Raw genomic sequence first — 16858 nt, 5'->3', positions numbered from 1 at the left:
AGCTCACTTAGCTAATTACCCCAATTTAGAGCTGTGGCAAATAAATCTAAGGATTATTTTAGGCTCACTAAGTCAGCGAAAGTTTACAAGTTGATATCATTATCAAGCCCGCGCCTACTTCCTTTTGGCGGTCCCCACCTAACACAAGTACCATCTTTTTCTAAAGTGCCCTTCAGCACATCACATCTAATTTTAGGCGTTGTTATTTGCTGTCTGCAGTAGGCTAATGATTTATCTGGATGAGAATCTTCACAGTACTCAGCAAGTAATTCGCTCGCTTTCTCCGGCCTGCTTAGATAAACAACACTAACTAGCAATAACACAACCAGTATCGCAACTCTCATTGATTAAGTCCTGGGAAATATATAGAGCTACAATAAATGGCATTGTTCACAACACAACCCTTTTCTTAAAATTCCAAACTGTATTAGCAATGTAGGGCACCCAACAAAGCCACAACGATACATGTCAGAAATATTGACACAGAATAGAATAAGGAATCAAACTCCATGAAATTGTATAAATTACACACAACCAATATTCCTGCCATTTATAGTCCTGGCTTTCTAAATAATACGCCTTACAATCGTTATATCTTTTCCTGGGTGTGAATCAGATATTCTATCGATATAGAGACTCAATATAGTATTCACTACAATGCAATTAAAGCCTGGATAAGTATACTCATCACACTACCAGATCATTCACTAAAGGTTGACGTGATTAAAGGCAAAGCGGTGCTTCACTTTCTGCCCAGAAAAACTGATTAATTGAATGAAACGAATTAACAGGTTTCCAGACTATAAAGCCATAAAATTGTTGGCTGACTTTTCTTCAACAAAACCAATAGATGGATCTTGGCTTTTTAGCGTGCTTAGTAATGCCTCCCAATCGGACTTTTTCTCATAGAACTGCTTACTTAAGTACGCAGAAATTGCGGCCTGCACAATTGATACATGGGCAGGGTTATTTTCTTCTTCATTTATAACGCCATACCCATTAATTCCACCCAGTAAATGCTTTGCCCCCACAAGGGTCAGCAAGCACTCTGCACCAGTTCCCAAAGTAAAAGCATCAGTAAACCAGTCTGGTCCACGGGTACTTAATGGAGAATCATCCTGATCCGCTGCAACAACTAAGCATGGTGCAGTCATTTCCGTAAAACTTGGATTCATAAATGGGAAGAATTTGGCCGCAAAAGGGGATAGGTTCTCTCCGCCCGTTCCAGTTGCACAAAGTAAAACACCCGCTCTCACCCGCTTATCTGATAAATCGGGGCCTGGGATATTGTCTTCATTTAATACCCGAGCCCCCAGTAACATACCTACAGTTTGTGCTCCATAGGAATGCCCAATAGCAACTACCTTTTCTTTATCTAGACGGCCGCGCAACATGGAAACAGCTTTCTCGATACTGTCCAGCTCATCCAGAACTCTCTTCATGTCAGATACTCGATACTGCCAGATTTCAGGCACTCTAGGGTCATCATCTGGCACCTCAGAATCCAGGAAAACTGGTTGCAGAACTACAAAACCCAAAGAGGCGAGAAATTCAGTTATTGGAGCGTATCCATAAGGTGGTGATTTGTATCCATGGGCGAAGATAACGATTGGTAAGTTTTCACCATTCACCGGTGCGATTACACGAACCTTTAGCTCTTGCCCCCTGACCGAGTCAGGCAGTAATACAGCATGATGTATAACAAAAGGGCCTTGCTTTTTTACTGATGTGTGATCTGAAGTTGTCATAAATTGTTCTCCTTCAACTTTAATTTCCCACTTGATCGATGGGGTTAATAGAACTCGGTAAAGTGGCCACTGGTATTTGCAATCAGTACCGAATTACCATGGCATAGAACCATTAAAGCTAGTAAAAGTACCAGAATCCCCTTCTCGGCCCAGAAGGGCGACACGCACAATTTCCCTCGCCCCCTCTGCTACAGTTTGCTCACCCTCGTAATTATTTAAGCCAGTGCAAGTAAACCCAGGGCATACGGCATTTACCTTTATGTTTGATTTTTCAAGATCAATTGAGAAAGCCATAGTTACAGCATTTAGCGCAGTTTTTGACATGGAGTAGGCACCAAACATTTTTCGTGCCGGATTGTTGGGATTTGAATGGCTCATCAACGAGCCAGTACCGCTAGAAACATTAACTACTTTGGCAGAAGGAGAGAGTTTGAGAAGAGGTAGCATTGCCTGGGTAACCGCTACAACCCCGAAAACATTAGTTTCAAATATTTCTCGTAATTCAGCCAAAGTTACAGCGCTAACCTGAGTCTTTTTGCCGATTTCCGCCAGAGTGACTCCAGCCTCCCCTGCATGGCTAATCGCCGCGTTATTAACCAATATATCGAGACGCCCAAAGTCTTTTCTTATAGTGTTGGCTGCAGCTCGGATACTGCTTTCATCAGTAACATCTAGCTGAATAGGCCAAGCGCTTTCGCCTATGGAATCAGCGGCTTTTTGCCCCAGCTTCAAATCACGAGCCCCAACTAAGACAGAAACGCCTCTAGCACTCAGGTCCCTCGCGACTTGTAATCCTATTCCCCTATTGGCACCAGTTATTAATGCAATTGGTCTACCGTGCATCGTCAGTCTCCACATAGATACAGCTCATGGGCCATTGGCTCCAGCAAATGGCTATGGCAAAATCGGAACAACGTTCCGATTAAATATACGGAACAATGTTCCGTTTAGCAAGGGGTAGATATGCCAAAACCTGATGACACTAATTCGAGCCAACGTAAGCGAGCAGACGGCAAGCGCAACCATGACGCCCTGCTCCAGGCAGCCAAGGAAGTATTCGCCACCTCAGGCGTAGATGCCCCAGTGCGGGAGATTGCGGGTAAGGCCGGTGTCGGTGTCGGCACCCTTTATCGGCACTACCCAAAGCGGGCAGACCTGATCGCGGCAGTTTTCCGCAGGGAGATCGATAGCTGCTCTGAAGAAGTGGAAGAACAAGCAAAACACCTACCTCCCTTTGAAGCCTTGGCCAGCTGTATGCAAACATTTGCGACCTTTTTTGCCACTAAGCGAGGGCTATCCGAAGTATTGCACTCAGGTGATCCAGCCTTTGAAACCCTTCCAAGCTATTTTGACCAGCACTTAAGGCCTACCCTGTCTATGGTGTTAGGTGCAGCAATAGAATCGGGAGATGTTCGTTCAGATATAACTGCAGATGAACTACTTGGAGGAATTGCGAGATTAGGGATGTCCTCATCTGAAGACTCATCTGGGCAAGTTCAACGTATGGTCTCACTATTAGCTGATGGGCTAAGATTTAAAGAGTGATAAATTCTTTTGCACAAAAACTATTTTAGAGGCTCTTAGTTTCAAAGAGTGGCTGTGACAATCACGCTAGAACAATGAGCGTATTCATTGCGTTATGAGGATACATAGATTTTATTTAGAGAAGTCAGCCCATACGTATAATCGTGAATTGAAAGGAAACCTACTTTTATATTTAGTTCAAGTATTTAGAGGTCTCTCGTATATCCCCCCCCTTTCAAGCCCCCCACTTCTGGCTAAGAATCAAGCCTTTGATGGAAAGGAGCTATATCGAAATTGTACTTAATACTTGAAGCCAAACTCCCTTAAAGTAAAGTCAATTCATGATAATCGTTTTCCTACAAGGTACTTCATACGAAAAATAATATTTGAGTATATAGAGGTAGACTATAATGATATCGCCTTCACAGAGCCAATTGCTACCTCTGCCCTGAGGCATTTAAGGTAACCGTTTAGCAGTGTATCCGTTGTTAATGGGTAGGATCAATATATATGACGGTTTGAAGTTGCTGCTACCTGGCATGGCCTCGCACCTCCCAATCAACCAAAGTAAATAAAGATACAAAGGTAAAGAATATGAAAAGAGTTAAAGACTTTGTGCCAAGCTAGCTTGAACTCTTCTACTTTTTCTTTTGCATATTTTTTTAAAAAATTTTTCAGGTGCATCTAATTTTTGTGGCCAATATCAATACGGAGAGGTAGAAACAAGGAGACCTATTATACAAATAAAAACTGAAATGAAAACAGACTCTGAAGTTGATGCCAGTTAACTTTTAAACCACCAGCTTGAGTTACACTCAGCAATAAAAACCATATACACATATCAGCCTTTCAGGCATTTTTAATAAATGAAGCGCAGGAAATAAAGCAAATATACGAAGACCCGAATGAAGCAATCGATAAAATGGAGCAGTTAAATAAAACTAAGCACAAATTCGTTTTCGTAGAGGTTCTTATCGGCGCATTGAGTTTGATAATTTTCCCTTTGAGGAGCAAAAGCCTACTGAATTATAAGCCTACATAATCCTTCTTAAGCAAAAATTAATCTGAGTGAGTTATTTATATCATCGAAGATTCGGCCATGATGCACTAAGGAAGAAGTAATGCAGTCAACATGAATATAATTTGCACCTCAGTACTATTTTTAACACCTAAGTTTGACTAAGCAAGAAAATCAATCGCTACAGAATTAATGCCATGGCCAACAAAGGCCATGGCAGACCGCAGCTACTGTCCAATCCTATTATTGGTACAGTCTTACAGCCCTAATCATACAATGTGTCTTTCCTGATGTAGCACCCCATTCATTACTTCTATAGACCTGAAGTTTCACTTGAGTGCTTGCATGAAAAGCACTCAACAGCAGTGATGTTAATTCTGCACGATTATCGGAGTTACTCTCAACAAACCCACCTTCTGGGCACTCGTCAAACCCCGTGTCAACGGCGACGACTAGATCTCCGACGTGGGTATACGCTCTTATTTCAGTAATTTCCGCACTAGATGACATAAGGCAGCCATAGGTGCAGAGAGGGTCATCGCCATCCCCATAAGCAAAAGTAATGCTTGAGCCTAATAGAAAAGCCAAGGCTGCTATTGTTCTACTTACTTGTTTCATCATATCGATATTTACCGTCCATTTGTAATTAGATATACATGATTCGCTCAGTTTGGCGGCCGAAGTATAACGTAAAAAATCGTGAGAAGACCACCTTATAGTCGAAACCTGCTCTTTATTTTATTTCGATTTTAATAAAGTAGTGTTCATGGCTAATGGAAAGCCCAGGTATATGTCTTTATAAGTAATCTGTATAGTTCACAACGCAGGCAGTTAATTGAGGGTGAGGATGCTTAGGGTTCGGAGGCCAAGGAGATTAGAAGACTACACTTTTTCCACTTAATTAAAGTAGGGGCAATTCCATGGCGATCGCTTTCTCACAAGGTCCTTCACGCGAGAGGCCGTATTTGGGTATATAAAATTGCCGTCGCAGCGCCATTGGCCAGCTCAGTCTTAAGGCATTTGAGGAGCAACTAACTGCTCGGCAGTGCGTCGGTTATTGATGGATAGGATCAATAGAAATTCATCCAGCAATCGATGAAAAGAATAAACGAGTTTAAGCAGGAATCCGTTCAAGGTTGTATACTAGCGAAGGTTCAGCGTTGAGACATTTACAGCACGAAAATAGGCAGTTGCGGATAAAGAAAGAAATCTTAAAAAGCAGGGTTGGTTCAACTGGTGGATGTAAGGCTCACCTCTAGCTTTTAAGTAGTAATGAAATAATTCAAAGTTCTTCTTAGTCATTGGTTGAATTTACATGCAATCTTATAAAAGTATTCCTTTATATATATTAATTGATAGATAACCCCCCCTACGGAAGCGTTAACATGTGAGCCGATTTGTAAATTCATCACCCCCACGGGCCCCTTAGATCAAATCTATATTTGTCGTAATTACAAATGCTTTATGCCTCACCAGCTCACGACTTCGGCCCCAAGTTAACTTGCTCCAAAGACCTTCTAAGAGCTATTTTACTTGGTACTCCTATGCAAAGATTGATACTTCCTGATTTGTGAGTTGTTGTTACATATCTCTATTTTTGTTAAGAACATGAGCACCCGCCTTGCACCATGACAACTGCCACTCCTAAAAGCACCAATTAGCAAATACTACAACTACAATATAAATACAACCCTACCCTTCCTGCGACAAAACAATCCGGTACTTAGCCTTACCTGATTTTAAATGCTCAAATGCCGCTTCTATCTGGCTCATTGGAAAAATCTCTATCTCAGGTTTAATCTTATGGTGCGCTACAAACTCAAGCATGGTTTCGATCGTGCCGGGACTGCCGACAGGAGATGCTGAGATTGAGCGCTGTCCAAACAATAATGGAAATAGAGTAAATTGTATTGGGTTAGTTACAGCTCCAACAAAGTGTAAACGCCCTTTTGGTTTTAGAGCCTGGATATACAGATCCCAATCAAGACTGACATTCACAGTTGACAGAATAAAATCAAAGCTCATTGCCGCCGCTTGAATCTCTGCGGGATCACGGGAATTCAGTGTTTTATGAGCGCCCAGAGCCAAGGCCTCTTTACGTTTTTCCTCACTGGATGTAAACGCGGTAACTTCACACCCCCAGGCATGGAAAAACTTCAAGGCAAGATGCCCTAAGCCACCAATACCAATTACAGCCACTTTGTCAGTGGGTTTGATATCGAATTGGACCAATGGATTGAATACGGTAATACCCGCACATAAAAGGGGGCCGGCCGATGCATAATCCACACCATCAGGAATAACAACCAGGCTACTCATATCCGCCCTGGCTTTATCAGCAAAGCCTCCATTAGTGAGTATGGTGAACTTTGCCTCTCTACATAAGTTGAGATCACCAATTCGGCAAGTATGGCATGTTTCACAGTAGCCAGAATTCCAACCCAACCCAACAACAGTCCCCTTTTTAAGATGAGCTACTTGCTCACCCATCGCAGTGACACGGCCGATAACTTCGTGACCGGCAACCATCGGATACTGTCCAATACCCCATTCATTTTCAATCATGCTCAAATCACTATGGCAGATGCCACAGTACATAATTTCCAATTCAACCTCTGTTGCACCCAGCTCTCCTGCTGCAATTTGATAGGTCTTAAATGGACCACCGGACTCTAAGACTGCATAGGCATTAATAGTGGATGCAGTAGACATGGCGAGCTCCCCAAAAAAAGGAAATCGAAAATTATCTTAAAAGTTTAGACGCCATTCAGCTGTGGACTTTATTACATCCTTACAATTTTATTTTCTAGTAAGCCGGCGGCCTTACTATCTAGCATAAAAATTAAAAGTGATAACCGGTAAAAAATAAAAGATTGGAATTAGGGAGCCTCTGAATAACTCCGTAATGCCTCTGCGGCCTTCAAGGCCCGCCCTTCGGGGCATGCAGAGCGATCCACACTCCGCGTTGCGACCTCTTGAAAGGTCTAGACATTCCTGCGAAGCCGCGCCTTGATTGTGAACCGCTCTGCATGCCAGAGGTATCACGGAGTTGTTCAGAGGCTCCTTAGAGCTGCAAAACAGAAAAAAGGCCGGGGGTACTTCCCCCGGCCAGTGCCAAGTCCTGCGAGGTTGCTGAATAGCAGAGGACTGATGGAAAATTGGACCGCAGTTTTACGCAGAAGATCAATTCAATACTCGATATCCGCGACCAACCAGGCAATTTTTAATGATGTAGGTAGCCTCTGAGCTCGCACTACCTGCTCCTGACAAGCCCCCGACAAGCGCGCCGGCACCGGCTCCAGCTACCGCAGCACGGCCACTATCGCCGACTAATGCACCGAGCGCACCGCCGACTACTGCTCCACCTGCAGCTCCGGCAGCTGTTCTACGCCCTTGGTCACTGTATGTGGAGTAAGCGATTCCCTTACACTCTGCAAGGTCCGCTTGATACTGATTCATATTAACGCCCCAGGTATCGATAACAATTCCACCGGCACCGGGAACCTGCTCTGGCTGAGCAGCACAGCCGTAAAGCAGCGACATCATAATTCCAGCAGTTGCAGAAATAGCAGTCTTCATCAAACACCCCATATCGCTTTCACCACAGGATAGTGAGCTTGTCACGCTTTTCTTCTTTAGGTTTAGCTGCTGGTAGAACTTGGCGCCAGTCAGGCGCCTAAAAATGAATGACCCGCTGGACAACAAACCCAATAGGCGTATAGCTGTTAGTGCAGAGCGCCTTCTATCTATGGATCTGCAGGCAGGGTTCCTGTTGGCAGAATTGAATATTGGTAAAACACTTCTAACTCTTGGGATTTCGCTTGTGGATCGAGGATATTTACTATGCCCTTAAAGCTCTTTAACCGCCGGCTGTCTGTATCGTAAGTAAGATTTAAGTCCTCTACGAAAAGACGGATAAGAGGCTGGGCCACATCCACCCGTATACAGGTATTATCACTAGCGGATTGACTACAGGATACTGCTTTAGCGCGCAACTTTATCGATCGACCATGCAATGGCGAAGCAAAATTGAATTTAAGAGTTTTTCCTGAAGACAATAAGTCCCAGTGGTCACGCACATAGGTGTCAAAGCCTGCATCAACTACATCAACACTTCGTGCCTCTTGCAAACTTACTTTCCAAGCTTCATCCTCGTTGGCTTTATAGCGCATCATCCACTGGCCGTCATCCCAAAGGACCTCACGAACTTCACCATGCCTCCGATCTATTTGAGTGGCACTAGGTAAGGCACTGCGACCAGCTGCGGGGCCATTTCGCTCTCGAAGGGTTTTCTCTGCTATCAAATCACCCTGGGGAGCATAGTAGAAAACAGTTATTTCGCCATTATCTTGCGAAGTATAATATTCGCAGTACTGCAACTGTTGATTATCCGGATCATAGGCCAAACCTTTTGCCAGAAAAGGCCCTTCATAGTGACAGTTAGTTCCGGCAATAGCCGACATCGCAATAAATTCAAGCATTGCTCACCTCCTTTTGACAAATCCTTCTTGCCAAATAGGCAAACAATGGCAGGATGCAGGCCCAAATTACACTTAGTATTCCCAGGGATTGCCACAGAGGTCTGTGCAATTCCACAGTGCCATTTAGGAATGCACCGGTAAAGTAGCTAAATGGTCCAAAAAAACCACCCAGGATTACCGCCAACCATAGATTTTTCTGTAAGAAGACCAAACTGTATCGCAAGGTCATGGCAAAGTTCAACCACAGGCAAATCAGCCATAAGGGAGGCCAGGAGGAACCGCTGTCATTTCGCATCACCCCCAAATGAAACAAGATAGAGTCTATAGACACACCAAAGATAAACACCCCCGCTAACCAAAGCGGTTCCCTGGGCAAATTGGCGATATAGCGCAGATGTACAAAAAGGTTGAACAGAGTAAAGGGAACCACCAACCACACCTTGGCCACTATGACACACAGTGGCCAGGCGATATCGAAAAGTAGGGCATTCGCGACAAAACGCCACATTTCACTTTCCTCCAAGGGAAAACGACAGCACAGCGATAACTTGCACTGTCTTTTAGTAGTTATACCTCCTACCAACACTTTCCTTTTCAGACTCACCTATAGAGCTTACCGGAAGAAAGTTATGCCTATTATAGACACCAGAATTAATCAGGATATTAATAGAGACCCCTCATAGCTGAACTATAAGGGATCATACATTCATGAAGAATGGGAAGTTCTATTTACAGTCCTAAAGAGTAAAGATGAAGCTCTCTAACCAGAGTAGAACTCCAGGGGCACCAGATATTACCTGGCAGAAAAGCGCCACCGACTTCTTCCCAGTTGTCCTCTACATACTGTGCTGAAGAATCACAAACCTCAATGGATATCTCAGCAAAATCTATAGAGTCAGTATCCACATGAAAACTCCAGCCTGGATTGTAAAAGGTTTCCCCTGGAACCACATAACCAATAAAGTGATAAAAGGCCTCCTCTCCATTTAAGAGTATTCTTCGAGCCTCCTTAATTTTATCCGGATCTGTTAACTGCAAAACAAATGTTTCTTCAGGATCACTATTAAATGACACTTCAAAATAAGCCACCTTTATTCGACTTGACGCTGAATAAGAAACCACCTCTGAAGCTGCGACAGACACAGAGAGTACGGCTAGGAATAAAGAAAGAACTATGGTTTTCATCATTAACGGCCTCTATTGAGTAAAGTAATACAGATCGCGGAAATGATAATAATGGAGCAAAAAATATCAGAATGTCAGCCAGGTCACAATTCCCCCCAAAGAATAAACTTTAAGAACTGAAAAAATTCCAAAACAAACTAACGACACGCACAATTAACAAAAATCTTCACTCAACAAACCAACATTTATCAACTATTCCAAAACCTTAAAAAAACGCAAGTAGCCACAGCTTTATCAGCATCAAGATAACAACAATAAAAATAACTTAATCTTATAGAATAATGTCATGCCTAGACTGATCTTAGCTCATCAAAGATTCAACACATCCTATATTTTTAATCATCAAAAGCTTCACCTACCCTGACAGCTCGGCCTAACAAACAACTAATAAATCGCAGACTACCTTTACAATTCTCACACAAGATTAAAAAGCAAAGCACAGATAGATTTACCAAGACAACATACTGCAAACCTGACTGACAAAAATCATATAGGAAGACTCTATCGTCCACTCTATCAAACAAATTAAATCCAGATAAAATTCAAACAGCTCAACAAAGGATTCACTCTCCCTCCTTATATAAAATTAGCAGTAGAATATTTACCTACGTGGTAAACTAACAGGATCCACCTAAGGAGAATCTGGATAACTCCGTACGGTTTTGAAGGCTGCAGATATTAGGCACAGCTCGGCACGAATAGGCTTAGCCCTTTGCAAGACAACACAGTAGTTGTGATCTATAAGGTCCACGCCTCAGGGATTACAGAGCGATTCACACTCCGCTCTGCGAGACAGCGGCATCAAGGAGTTGTTCAGAAGCCCCTTAAGTACCGGGGCTTGGCGAACACAAATTGGGCGGTACCAATCACTCGTTGCAAAAATCCCCCTTCGCAATAGCATAAATAGAATTCCCACATACGGATAAAGCGCTCATCAAAACCTAACTCGCGCACTTTGGAAATTCGCTCAAGAAATGCTTTGCGCCAGTCACTTAATGTGCGGGCGTAATGGGCGGTGATGTCTTCGAGTCCAACAATCTGCATATCTGTTGAATTGGCAATATGGTCCGCGATAACCTGATTAGACGGCAGGCAGCCACCAGGGAAGATATATCGCTGGATAAAATCGACCTCTTTACGATACTCGTGGTAGCGCTGGTCGCGAATGGTGATTGCCTGCATCACCATTAAGCCATCTTCTTTGAGTAATTCGCTACAACCAGCGAAGAAGGTCTTGTGAAATTCGTGCCCTACTGCCTCCACCATTTCAATCGATACAATTTTATCGTACTGACCTTTCAGGTCCCGATAGTCCTGTAATAGCAGGGTTATCTGATCATCTAAACCCTCATGCTTTACCCATTGACGGGCATAGTCATATTGCTCTTGTGAAATAGTAGTGGTTGTTACTTTACAGCCATAGTACTTGGCTGCATGAATGGCCATCCCCCCCCACCCAGTACCAATCTCAAGGAGGTGATCGGAGGGTTTTAACTTTAGCTTTCGGCAGATCAGTTCCAATTTATGATTTGAGGCTTCAAACAGGGTTGCATTTTCAGACGGGTAGACCGCAGATGAATACAGCATGGTCCTGTCCAAAAATAACCGGAAAAATTCATTGCCCAGGTCATAGTGTGCAGAAATATTCTTGCGTGAGCCATTGCGGTTATTCGCATTTAACTGATGTAACCAGCGCAGGCCTAACCGGGGTAAATAGCTCCATCGGCTATCTATACCTTCCACCAATTCCATGTTGTCCACCATCAGGCGAATCAGGTCCACGGTATTGGTTGAGGTCCAGGCGCCCTGCATAAAGGCTTCTCCAGAACCAATGGTTCCGTTTAAAAGCACCTGTATATAGCTGGATGGATCGTGTAGGCAAATATGTGCCGAGATCTCTGCTTCTTCTGGCCTCTGGCCAAAGTGGTAACACTGCTCCCCCTCTTCAATTAGCAAGTGGCCACGATCAATACCCTTGAGTTTTTCCAACACCAGCTTGCGGGCCAGGCGAACGAGCCAGGACTGTGCCGATACTTCTGATTTTGACGACGAAGCCTGATCAACTTCCTGAACTGCTCTCATAGTTGTTTATCTCCTGCCTGAACCTCAGCATCGTCGCGAGGATGCGAAAATACCGGGATACGCTTGACCCATAATTTCAGTGCCTGCCAATAAATGGCGGCTATAACTTTTACGGTCATCAAGGGGTACTGGATCAATATTGAATTAAGCGATCGGCCGCTAATTTCGCAGCGCTGTAAACTCAGGGTTGCATCAAACATTGGGCGAGTGCCATCTTCTGTATCATCGGCACTCGCATCAAAATTTTGCAGGTAGGCTGTCAGCTTTTCTCCAGGTTTTGTCCCCCTCCATCGATACCCTTGGGCCATGGGCATAAAAGGCGAGACATGAAATGTTTTTGCGAAGGTCGCTTTTTGCAACTTGGTATTATTACGGCAATCCAAAACATAGCTGTGACGCTCTTTCCAGGGAGTATTGTGCACATCCAGGAGCAGCCAATCCACATTCTGTCCCTCAGCATCGAAACAATAGTAAACACTGAGCGGATTCATGTTGTAGCCAAAGTAGCGCCAATTGGCCAGCAAGCGAATAGGCCCGGAAGGCTGCTCTCCCACTTCCTCCTCCACCCGCTGTCGAACCGCCTCATCAAGACTGAGGGATTCATCGCCAAAAAAATCACTACGACAAAATCTCGCAGGTGCCCGCCGCTGGGAGGACCAAAGAGGTGAAAGCTGGCAAATGGCTTCCACCTCTGCCAGATCGACGTACATCATAAAAACCTGGTAGCGAAACTGATGAGCTCTGGGCGCAAAGCGCCGGTGCTCCAACCACCCGGTATAAATCGCACTTTCCATGATACCGGCCTCCTTACCAGTCAACACCCAACCCCCGAGCCACTCGCAACGCACTCGTTACACCGTCTTCATGAAATCCATTTGCCCAGTAAGCGCCGCAGAACCAGGTGCGGTTAACACCATTAATACTATCCCACTGCTGTTGCGCTCGCGTTCCGGCCACAGAAAACTGAGGATGGGCGTACTCAAAACGACCGAGCACAGACTTGGGATCGATACGCTCTTCGGCATTCAGGGTGACACAATAGGTTTTCTCGGTATTCAAGCCCTGAAGTATATTCATGTTGTATGTCAAAACAGGCAGTGCATCCTGTTCACTGCGCAATTGGTAATTCCAACTCGACCAACTACGACGGTGACGGGGTAGCAAGGTGCTGTCTGTATGCAGGACCACGGCATTTTTTGCATAGGGTATAGCCCCCAGGATTTTTTGCTCACTGCCGCTGGGGTCGGTCAAACATTGAAGGGCCTGATCGGAATGGCAAGCGAAAACAACGGCATCAAACTCCAGATTTTCCCCTGCAGCGGTGCGAACATTCACACCTTCTCGACAGCGTTGCACGGCCTCAATGGGCGTAGATAAGCGAATTTTATCTGCGAAAGATTGTATTAACGGATCAATATATTCACGCGACCCACCCTTAATCACTCGCCACTGCGGGCGACGCACCAGGTTGAGCAGGCCGTGATTGACAAAGAAGCGGACAAAGAAACTGACAGAAAACTCCAGCATTTGCGCCATACTGGCAGACCAGATAGCAGATCCCATAGGTACCAAATAGCGATTGGCGAATTCCGCGGAGTAACCGTTCGCAGGTAGATACTCACCCAGGGTCAATGTCTCGCTCAGCCTCCCCTCCTGCCAGTCGCGGAGGGCATTGCGGTTAAAGCGCACAATGTCCCAGAGCATACGCCAGTGCCCAGCGCTGACGATGTTCGAGCGCTGTGCAAACAGGCTGTTGAGATTGTTACCCGCATATTCAAACCCCTCCTGATCGCAGCGCACACTAAAGCCCATGGAGGTGGGTTGGGATTGAACTCCCAGCTCTTTAAGCAAGCGAATAAAATTCGGATAGGTCCAGTCGTTGTAAACAATAAAGCCGGTATCCACGGCTAACCGGCGTCCCCCCTCGTCAATATCAACCGTAGCGGTATGCCCTCCCAGGCGCGCCTGTGCCTCAAACAGGGTGACATCGTACTTTCGATTCAATAGATAAGCGGCAGTAAGACCGGCAATGCCGCTGCCAACAATAGCGATTCGCATCAATTCTTCCTTAGTGTGCGGATTCTTGTCATTTTGGGTACGCAAAAACGGAACCAGATTGAGCTGAAAAAACCCAGAAACCGCAGAGGCCAACTGAGCCGTTTGGGAAAATCGACTGTATGCCCAACACCACAGAGCCCCTGTTCAATGCGCTCGGCGGCCTGCTCTGGAGTCATTAAAAAAGGCATGTCAAAGTCATTGCGCTGGGTAAGGCGGGTGTCGACAAACCCCGGGCGAATGTGGACCACTCGAAGTGGAGTAAGGCTGGTATCGGCGCGCACCGACTCCAAAAAATAGGCCACCGCCGCTTTGGAACTGCCATACGCTTCGGCGCGGGGAAAAGGTACCACTGACGAGAGACTGCCGAGCGCGGCAAATACCGGAGACCGGCTTGCGGCTAACAGTGGCTGCGCGCACTTCAAGGTATTCACCAAGGCAAAGAAATTGCCATCAAAAACCCGTCGGTACATGGTGACATCCAATTGAAGGTCGTCGTCATATTCACAGGTACCAGCGCAAGCAATCACCATATCCAGGTGATCTGTGAAGTCCGCTAATCGCCGAGTAACACCCGGCATCACCGCATCATCACTAAGATCACAGTCCAAAACCCTGAGGCGACGGGGGGCTATGTTCTGTAACTCCGTCAGCGCATCGAGCCTGCGACTGCTGGCAATCACAAAATTATTCTGTTCCACCAGGCGCAATGTAAGCGCGCGCCCAATACCCGAGCTAGCACCTGTGATCCAGATGGTTTTATCGCGAATACCCTGGGACACTTAGTTGCGCTCCATTCGCGACTTGATAAAACCTATGCAGGAGCCCAATACCGGCACCTGCTCGTAGACCATGGCACCCATATCGTAAAAGTCCTCGTGGTAGTGAATCTTATCGGTGTAACGCAACAGGCTACAGCCACGAAGTTGTAATGGGCGTCCACCTTTGAGTGATTGGTGTCGGTAGTGCATAGTCCACGAAAGGCAGGCGCTGCCCTCGCCCAATACCGGCAGATCATCAAATTGGAAGCGGCACTGGGTAAGCCCCCTGCTCATTCCCGCAAAGTAACTCTTTAGAGCAGGCAATCCCTCTATCCGATGCAACGGGTCACAAAAAATGACATCGTCGCTATATAGTGATCCAAGGCTGCCAGTTTCCTGCATCAGGAAGTCTTTGTAGTACTCCTCTAGCTCCTCAATCAACGCGCTCATCATCGGATTCCTTACTGTTCTAGCTGCAGATAAATACGCCACACCCCATCGGGTGGATCACCGCTCAATAAAAGGTAGGCCAGAGTGATCCAGTTATGCCCTCTCTGCGTAAGTAGTTATCAGACAACTTGGAAGTCTCCCCCTGAGAGTCTGTTGCAGAATGTGGTACACGGATGTACCACAACAGCTCCCAACTCTAATTTCCAGACATGCTTGATTGCGTGAGTATCGACAACGACAGTAAGACCGTTAACATGGCGCATAGCCCCCAAGCAAGAAGTGAAATACGCCCGGTGAAACTGCCACAAAGAGAAGACCAGGACTGGAGTGCCCTGCTGACGCGAGTCGGTGCGGAGCGTGATCGCCAGTCCTTTGAGCGGCTCTTTCACCACTTTGCCCCACTAATTAAGGGTTTCCATCACAGCCGCACCACCCAGGCAATTAGCGCTGAAGCCGCCGATGAGCTAGTTCAGGAGACCCTGTTTAAAGTCTGGCGCAAGGCCCCCAGCTTCGATGCCAGTAAGGCTTCTGCCAGCACCTGGATATTCACCATTATGCGCAACACTCGTATCGATATGTTGCGCCGTAACGGGCGTCATCAAAACGCCGAGATTATTGAAGCCATGGATGTTTGGGATGAAACCCCCGAGCACCAACCGTTGATATTTCTACAGAGAAGACGCAACGAAAAGGAAGTTGCGGAAGGCCTGCACAGCCTGCCAGCAGAACAGAGCCACGTCTTGGAAAAGGCGTATATGGAGGGAAAATCCCACAGTGAGATATCCAAGGAGCTGGAATTACCATTGGGCACGGTAAAGTCCCGCGTGCGACTGGCCCTAAAGAAGTTACAAGCGAGGTTGGCCAAGTAGGTTTAGTATGATTCGCCACCACCCCGATAAAAATTTACTCCTTGAATACGCTTCCGGCAGCCTTCCCAAAGGCGCCAGCCTGGTCGTTTCCGCCCATATACAAATGTGTGCCGAGTGTCGCGCTCAGTATCAAACCATGAACACCCTGGGTGGCTCCATTCTGGAGTCCTGTGTACCACAGGCAGTAAACGATGAGGCTTTCCAACGCCTGATGGGACGTATTGATCAGGCAGCTGAATCGGCGCAACAATTGGCTCCAGAGAGATCCAAATCCACAGAGCCCATGCTGGCGGATGCACCGCCAGTCGTGCACAAGCTGCTGGAGAAAAATCCCCCGATCAAGTGGAAAGCTATCGCGCCCGCCCTAAAAATGTGTCGACTAAAAACCGGGCAGGATCAATATGAAGTGAGCTTTCATCGCCTGAGTTGTGGCGGCAAAGTTGCAGAGCACGATCACCGGGGCTACGAACTCACCCTAGTTCTGTACGGCAGCTTCTCTGATAGCGATGGTGTTTATAGTCCAGGGGACTTTCTGTTGCGGGAACCCGGCGACGTGCACCGCCCGACGGTCACAGAAGATCAAGAGTGCCTGTGCTTCTCTGCGGTACAGGCACCGGTGGCGATTACCGGTGTCAGCGGCTGGTTGCTAAACCGCCTTATCCCGTTTCGTCCGGGCTGACACCGA

17 protein-coding genes are annotated in these 16858 nt (G+C 46.1%); 3 read left to right on the top strand and 14 right to left on the bottom strand.

The features are described from left to right. Positions 1-83 precede the first annotated feature (83 nt). The 3 genes from ACJJIW_RS15335 to ACJJIW_RS15325 form a co-directional block, all read right to left on the bottom strand. A complete protein-coding gene (locus ACJJIW_RS15335) occupies positions 84-344 on the bottom strand; it encodes a hypothetical protein (RefSeq protein ID WP_444935620.1) in 261 nt (86 codons plus the stop codon). Positions 345-800: 456 nt separating this feature from the next. Then, complete coding sequence (locus ACJJIW_RS15330; RefSeq protein WP_444935619.1) at positions 801-1748, bottom strand: alpha/beta hydrolase family protein; 948 nt, start codon at positions 1746-1748, stop codon at positions 801-803. Between the two features lie 93 nt (positions 1749-1841). Continuing rightward, positions 1842-2591: an SDR family NAD(P)-dependent oxidoreductase gene (locus tag ACJJIW_RS15325; protein WP_444894196.1), complete on the bottom strand. Its 750-nt coding sequence runs from the start codon at positions 2589-2591 to the stop codon at positions 1842-1844. Between the two features lie 120 nt (positions 2592-2711). Between ACJJIW_RS15325 and ACJJIW_RS15320 the strand changes: the two genes are divergently transcribed. After that, a complete protein-coding gene (locus tag ACJJIW_RS15320; RefSeq protein WP_444894197.1) occupies positions 2712-3293 on the top strand; it encodes a TetR/AcrR family transcriptional regulator in 582 nt (193 codons plus the stop codon). A gap of 1240 nt (positions 3294-4533) precedes the next feature. On the opposite strand, the gene ACJJIW_RS15315 is transcribed toward ACJJIW_RS15320, so the two are convergent. The 11 genes from ACJJIW_RS15315 to ACJJIW_RS15265 form a co-directional block, all read right to left on the bottom strand. Further along, the gene (locus tag ACJJIW_RS15315; protein ID WP_444894198.1) at positions 4534-4911 is read right to left on the bottom strand and encodes a hypothetical protein; all 378 of its coding nucleotides are present in this window, start codon (positions 4909-4911) and stop codon (positions 4534-4536) included. A 1071-nt stretch (positions 4912-5982) separates the two neighbouring features. Further along, positions 5983-7002: an NADPH-dependent aldehyde reductase Ahr gene (gene ahr / locus ACJJIW_RS15310; protein ID WP_444935618.1), complete on the bottom strand. Its 1020-nt coding sequence runs from the start codon at positions 7000-7002 to the stop codon at positions 5983-5985. 471 nt (positions 7003-7473) lie between these two features. Further along, positions 7474-7914, bottom strand: coding sequence for a YMGG-like glycine zipper-containing protein (locus ACJJIW_RS15305; protein ID WP_282933256.1), 441 nt, complete (start codon positions 7912-7914; stop codon positions 7474-7476). Positions 7915-8036: 122 nt separating this feature from the next. Further along, on the bottom strand, positions 8037-8771 hold the full coding sequence (locus ACJJIW_RS15300) for a hypothetical protein (protein WP_444935617.1): 735 nt from the start codon (positions 8769-8771) through the stop codon (positions 8037-8039). Beyond that, entirely contained in the window at positions 8764-9279 is a 516-nt protein-coding gene (locus ACJJIW_RS15295; protein WP_444935616.1) for a DUF2878 domain-containing protein, read from the bottom strand. Before ACJJIW_RS15295 ends, ACJJIW_RS15300 begins: the two co-directional genes overlap by 8 nt. Before the next feature lie 221 nt (positions 9280-9500). Continuing rightward, positions 9501-9959, bottom strand: coding sequence for a BP74-related protein (locus ACJJIW_RS15290; protein ID WP_444935615.1), 459 nt, complete (start codon positions 9957-9959; stop codon positions 9501-9503). A gap of 810 nt (positions 9960-10769) precedes the next feature. Further along, on the bottom strand, positions 10770-12038 hold the full coding sequence (locus tag ACJJIW_RS15285) for a class I SAM-dependent methyltransferase (RefSeq protein ID WP_444935614.1): 1269 nt from the start codon (positions 12036-12038) through the stop codon (positions 10770-10772). Next, entirely contained in the window at positions 12035-12832 is a 798-nt protein-coding gene (locus ACJJIW_RS15280) for a DUF1365 domain-containing protein (protein WP_282933260.1), read from the bottom strand. Before ACJJIW_RS15280 ends, ACJJIW_RS15285 begins: the two co-directional genes overlap by 4 nt. A 13-nt stretch (positions 12833-12845) precedes the next feature. After that, positions 12846-14096 carry an NAD(P)/FAD-dependent oxidoreductase gene (locus tag ACJJIW_RS15275; RefSeq protein WP_444935613.1) on the bottom strand — a complete coding sequence of 417 codons (1251 nt, stop codon included), beginning with the start codon at positions 14094-14096 and terminating at the stop codon, positions 12846-12848. Next, positions 14096-14875 carry an SDR family NAD(P)-dependent oxidoreductase gene (locus ACJJIW_RS15270; RefSeq protein WP_444935612.1) on the bottom strand — a complete coding sequence of 260 codons (780 nt, stop codon included), beginning with the start codon at positions 14873-14875 and terminating at the stop codon, positions 14096-14098. The genes ACJJIW_RS15275 and ACJJIW_RS15270 overlap by 1 nt, the downstream gene beginning before the upstream one ends. Next, positions 14876-15304 (bottom strand): nuclear transport factor 2 family protein, encoded by a 429-nt coding sequence (locus ACJJIW_RS15265; protein ID WP_444935611.1) that lies wholly within the window; start codon positions 15302-15304, stop codon positions 14876-14878. A 221-nt stretch (positions 15305-15525) separates the two neighbouring features. Here ACJJIW_RS15265 and ACJJIW_RS15260 point away from each other — a divergent pair, with 221 nt between their 5' ends. Both ACJJIW_RS15260 and ACJJIW_RS15255 read left to right on the top strand, forming a co-directional pair. Then, on the top strand, positions 15526-16173 hold the full coding sequence (locus ACJJIW_RS15260) for a sigma-70 family RNA polymerase sigma factor (RefSeq protein WP_444935610.1): 648 nt from the start codon (positions 15526-15528) through the stop codon (positions 16171-16173). 7 nt (positions 16174-16180) lie between these two features. Next, positions 16181-16852 (top strand): ChrR family anti-sigma-E factor, encoded by a 672-nt coding sequence (locus ACJJIW_RS15255; protein WP_444935609.1) that lies wholly within the window; start codon positions 16181-16183, stop codon positions 16850-16852. Positions 16853-16858: the final 6 nt, after the last annotated feature.

The sequence above is a fragment of the Microbulbifer maximicatervae (SeqCode) genome, assembly GCF_052467815.1.
Note: the sequence above shows the minus strand (reverse complement) of the source record. Positions and strands in the feature narration are given on the sequence as shown.

Excerpts from the sequence above, each read along its gene's own strand:
- ACJJIW_RS15325 (WP_444894196.1), bottom strand. The coding sequence starts at position 2,591 with ATGCACGGTAGACCAATTGCATTAATAACTGGTGCCAATAGGGGAATA.
- ACJJIW_RS15290 (WP_444935615.1), bottom strand. The coding sequence starts at position 9,959 with ATGATGAAAACCATAGTTCTTTCTTTATTCCTAGCCGTACTCTCTGTG.
- ACJJIW_RS15330 (WP_444935619.1), bottom strand. The coding sequence starts at position 1,748 with ATGACAACTTCAGATCACACATCAGTAAAAAAGCAAGGCCCTTTTGTT.
- ACJJIW_RS15275 (WP_444935613.1), bottom strand. The coding sequence starts at position 14,096 with ATGCGAATCGCTATTGTTGGCAGCGGCATTGCCGGTCTTACTGCCGCT.
- ACJJIW_RS15255 (WP_444935609.1), top strand. The coding sequence starts at position 16,181 with ATGATTCGCCACCACCCCGATAAAAATTTACTCCTTGAATACGCTTCC.
- ACJJIW_RS15320 (WP_444894197.1), top strand. The coding sequence starts at position 2,712 with ATGCCAAAACCTGATGACACTAATTCGAGCCAACGTAAGCGAGCAGAC.
- ACJJIW_RS15265 (WP_444935611.1), bottom strand. The coding sequence starts at position 15,304 with ATGAGCGCGTTGATTGAGGAGCTAGAGGAGTACTACAAAGACTTCCTG.
- ACJJIW_RS15300 (WP_444935617.1), bottom strand. The coding sequence starts at position 8,771 with ATGCTTGAATTTATTGCGATGTCGGCTATTGCCGGAACTAACTGTCAC.
- ACJJIW_RS15280 (WP_282933260.1), bottom strand. The coding sequence starts at position 12,832 with ATGGAAAGTGCGATTTATACCGGGTGGTTGGAGCACCGGCGCTTTGCG.
- ACJJIW_RS15285 (WP_444935614.1), bottom strand. The coding sequence starts at position 12,038 with ATGAGAGCAGTTCAGGAAGTTGATCAGGCTTCGTCGTCAAAATCAGAA.
- ACJJIW_RS15315 (WP_444894198.1), bottom strand. The coding sequence starts at position 4,911 with ATGATGAAACAAGTAAGTAGAACAATAGCAGCCTTGGCTTTTCTATTA.
- ahr (WP_444935618.1), bottom strand. The coding sequence starts at position 7,002 with ATGTCTACTGCATCCACTATTAATGCCTATGCAGTCTTAGAGTCCGGT.
- ACJJIW_RS15295 (WP_444935616.1), bottom strand. The coding sequence starts at position 9,279 with ATGTGGCGTTTTGTCGCGAATGCCCTACTTTTCGATATCGCCTGGCCA.
- ACJJIW_RS15335 (WP_444935620.1), bottom strand. The coding sequence starts at position 344 with ATGAGAGTTGCGATACTGGTTGTGTTATTGCTAGTTAGTGTTGTTTAT.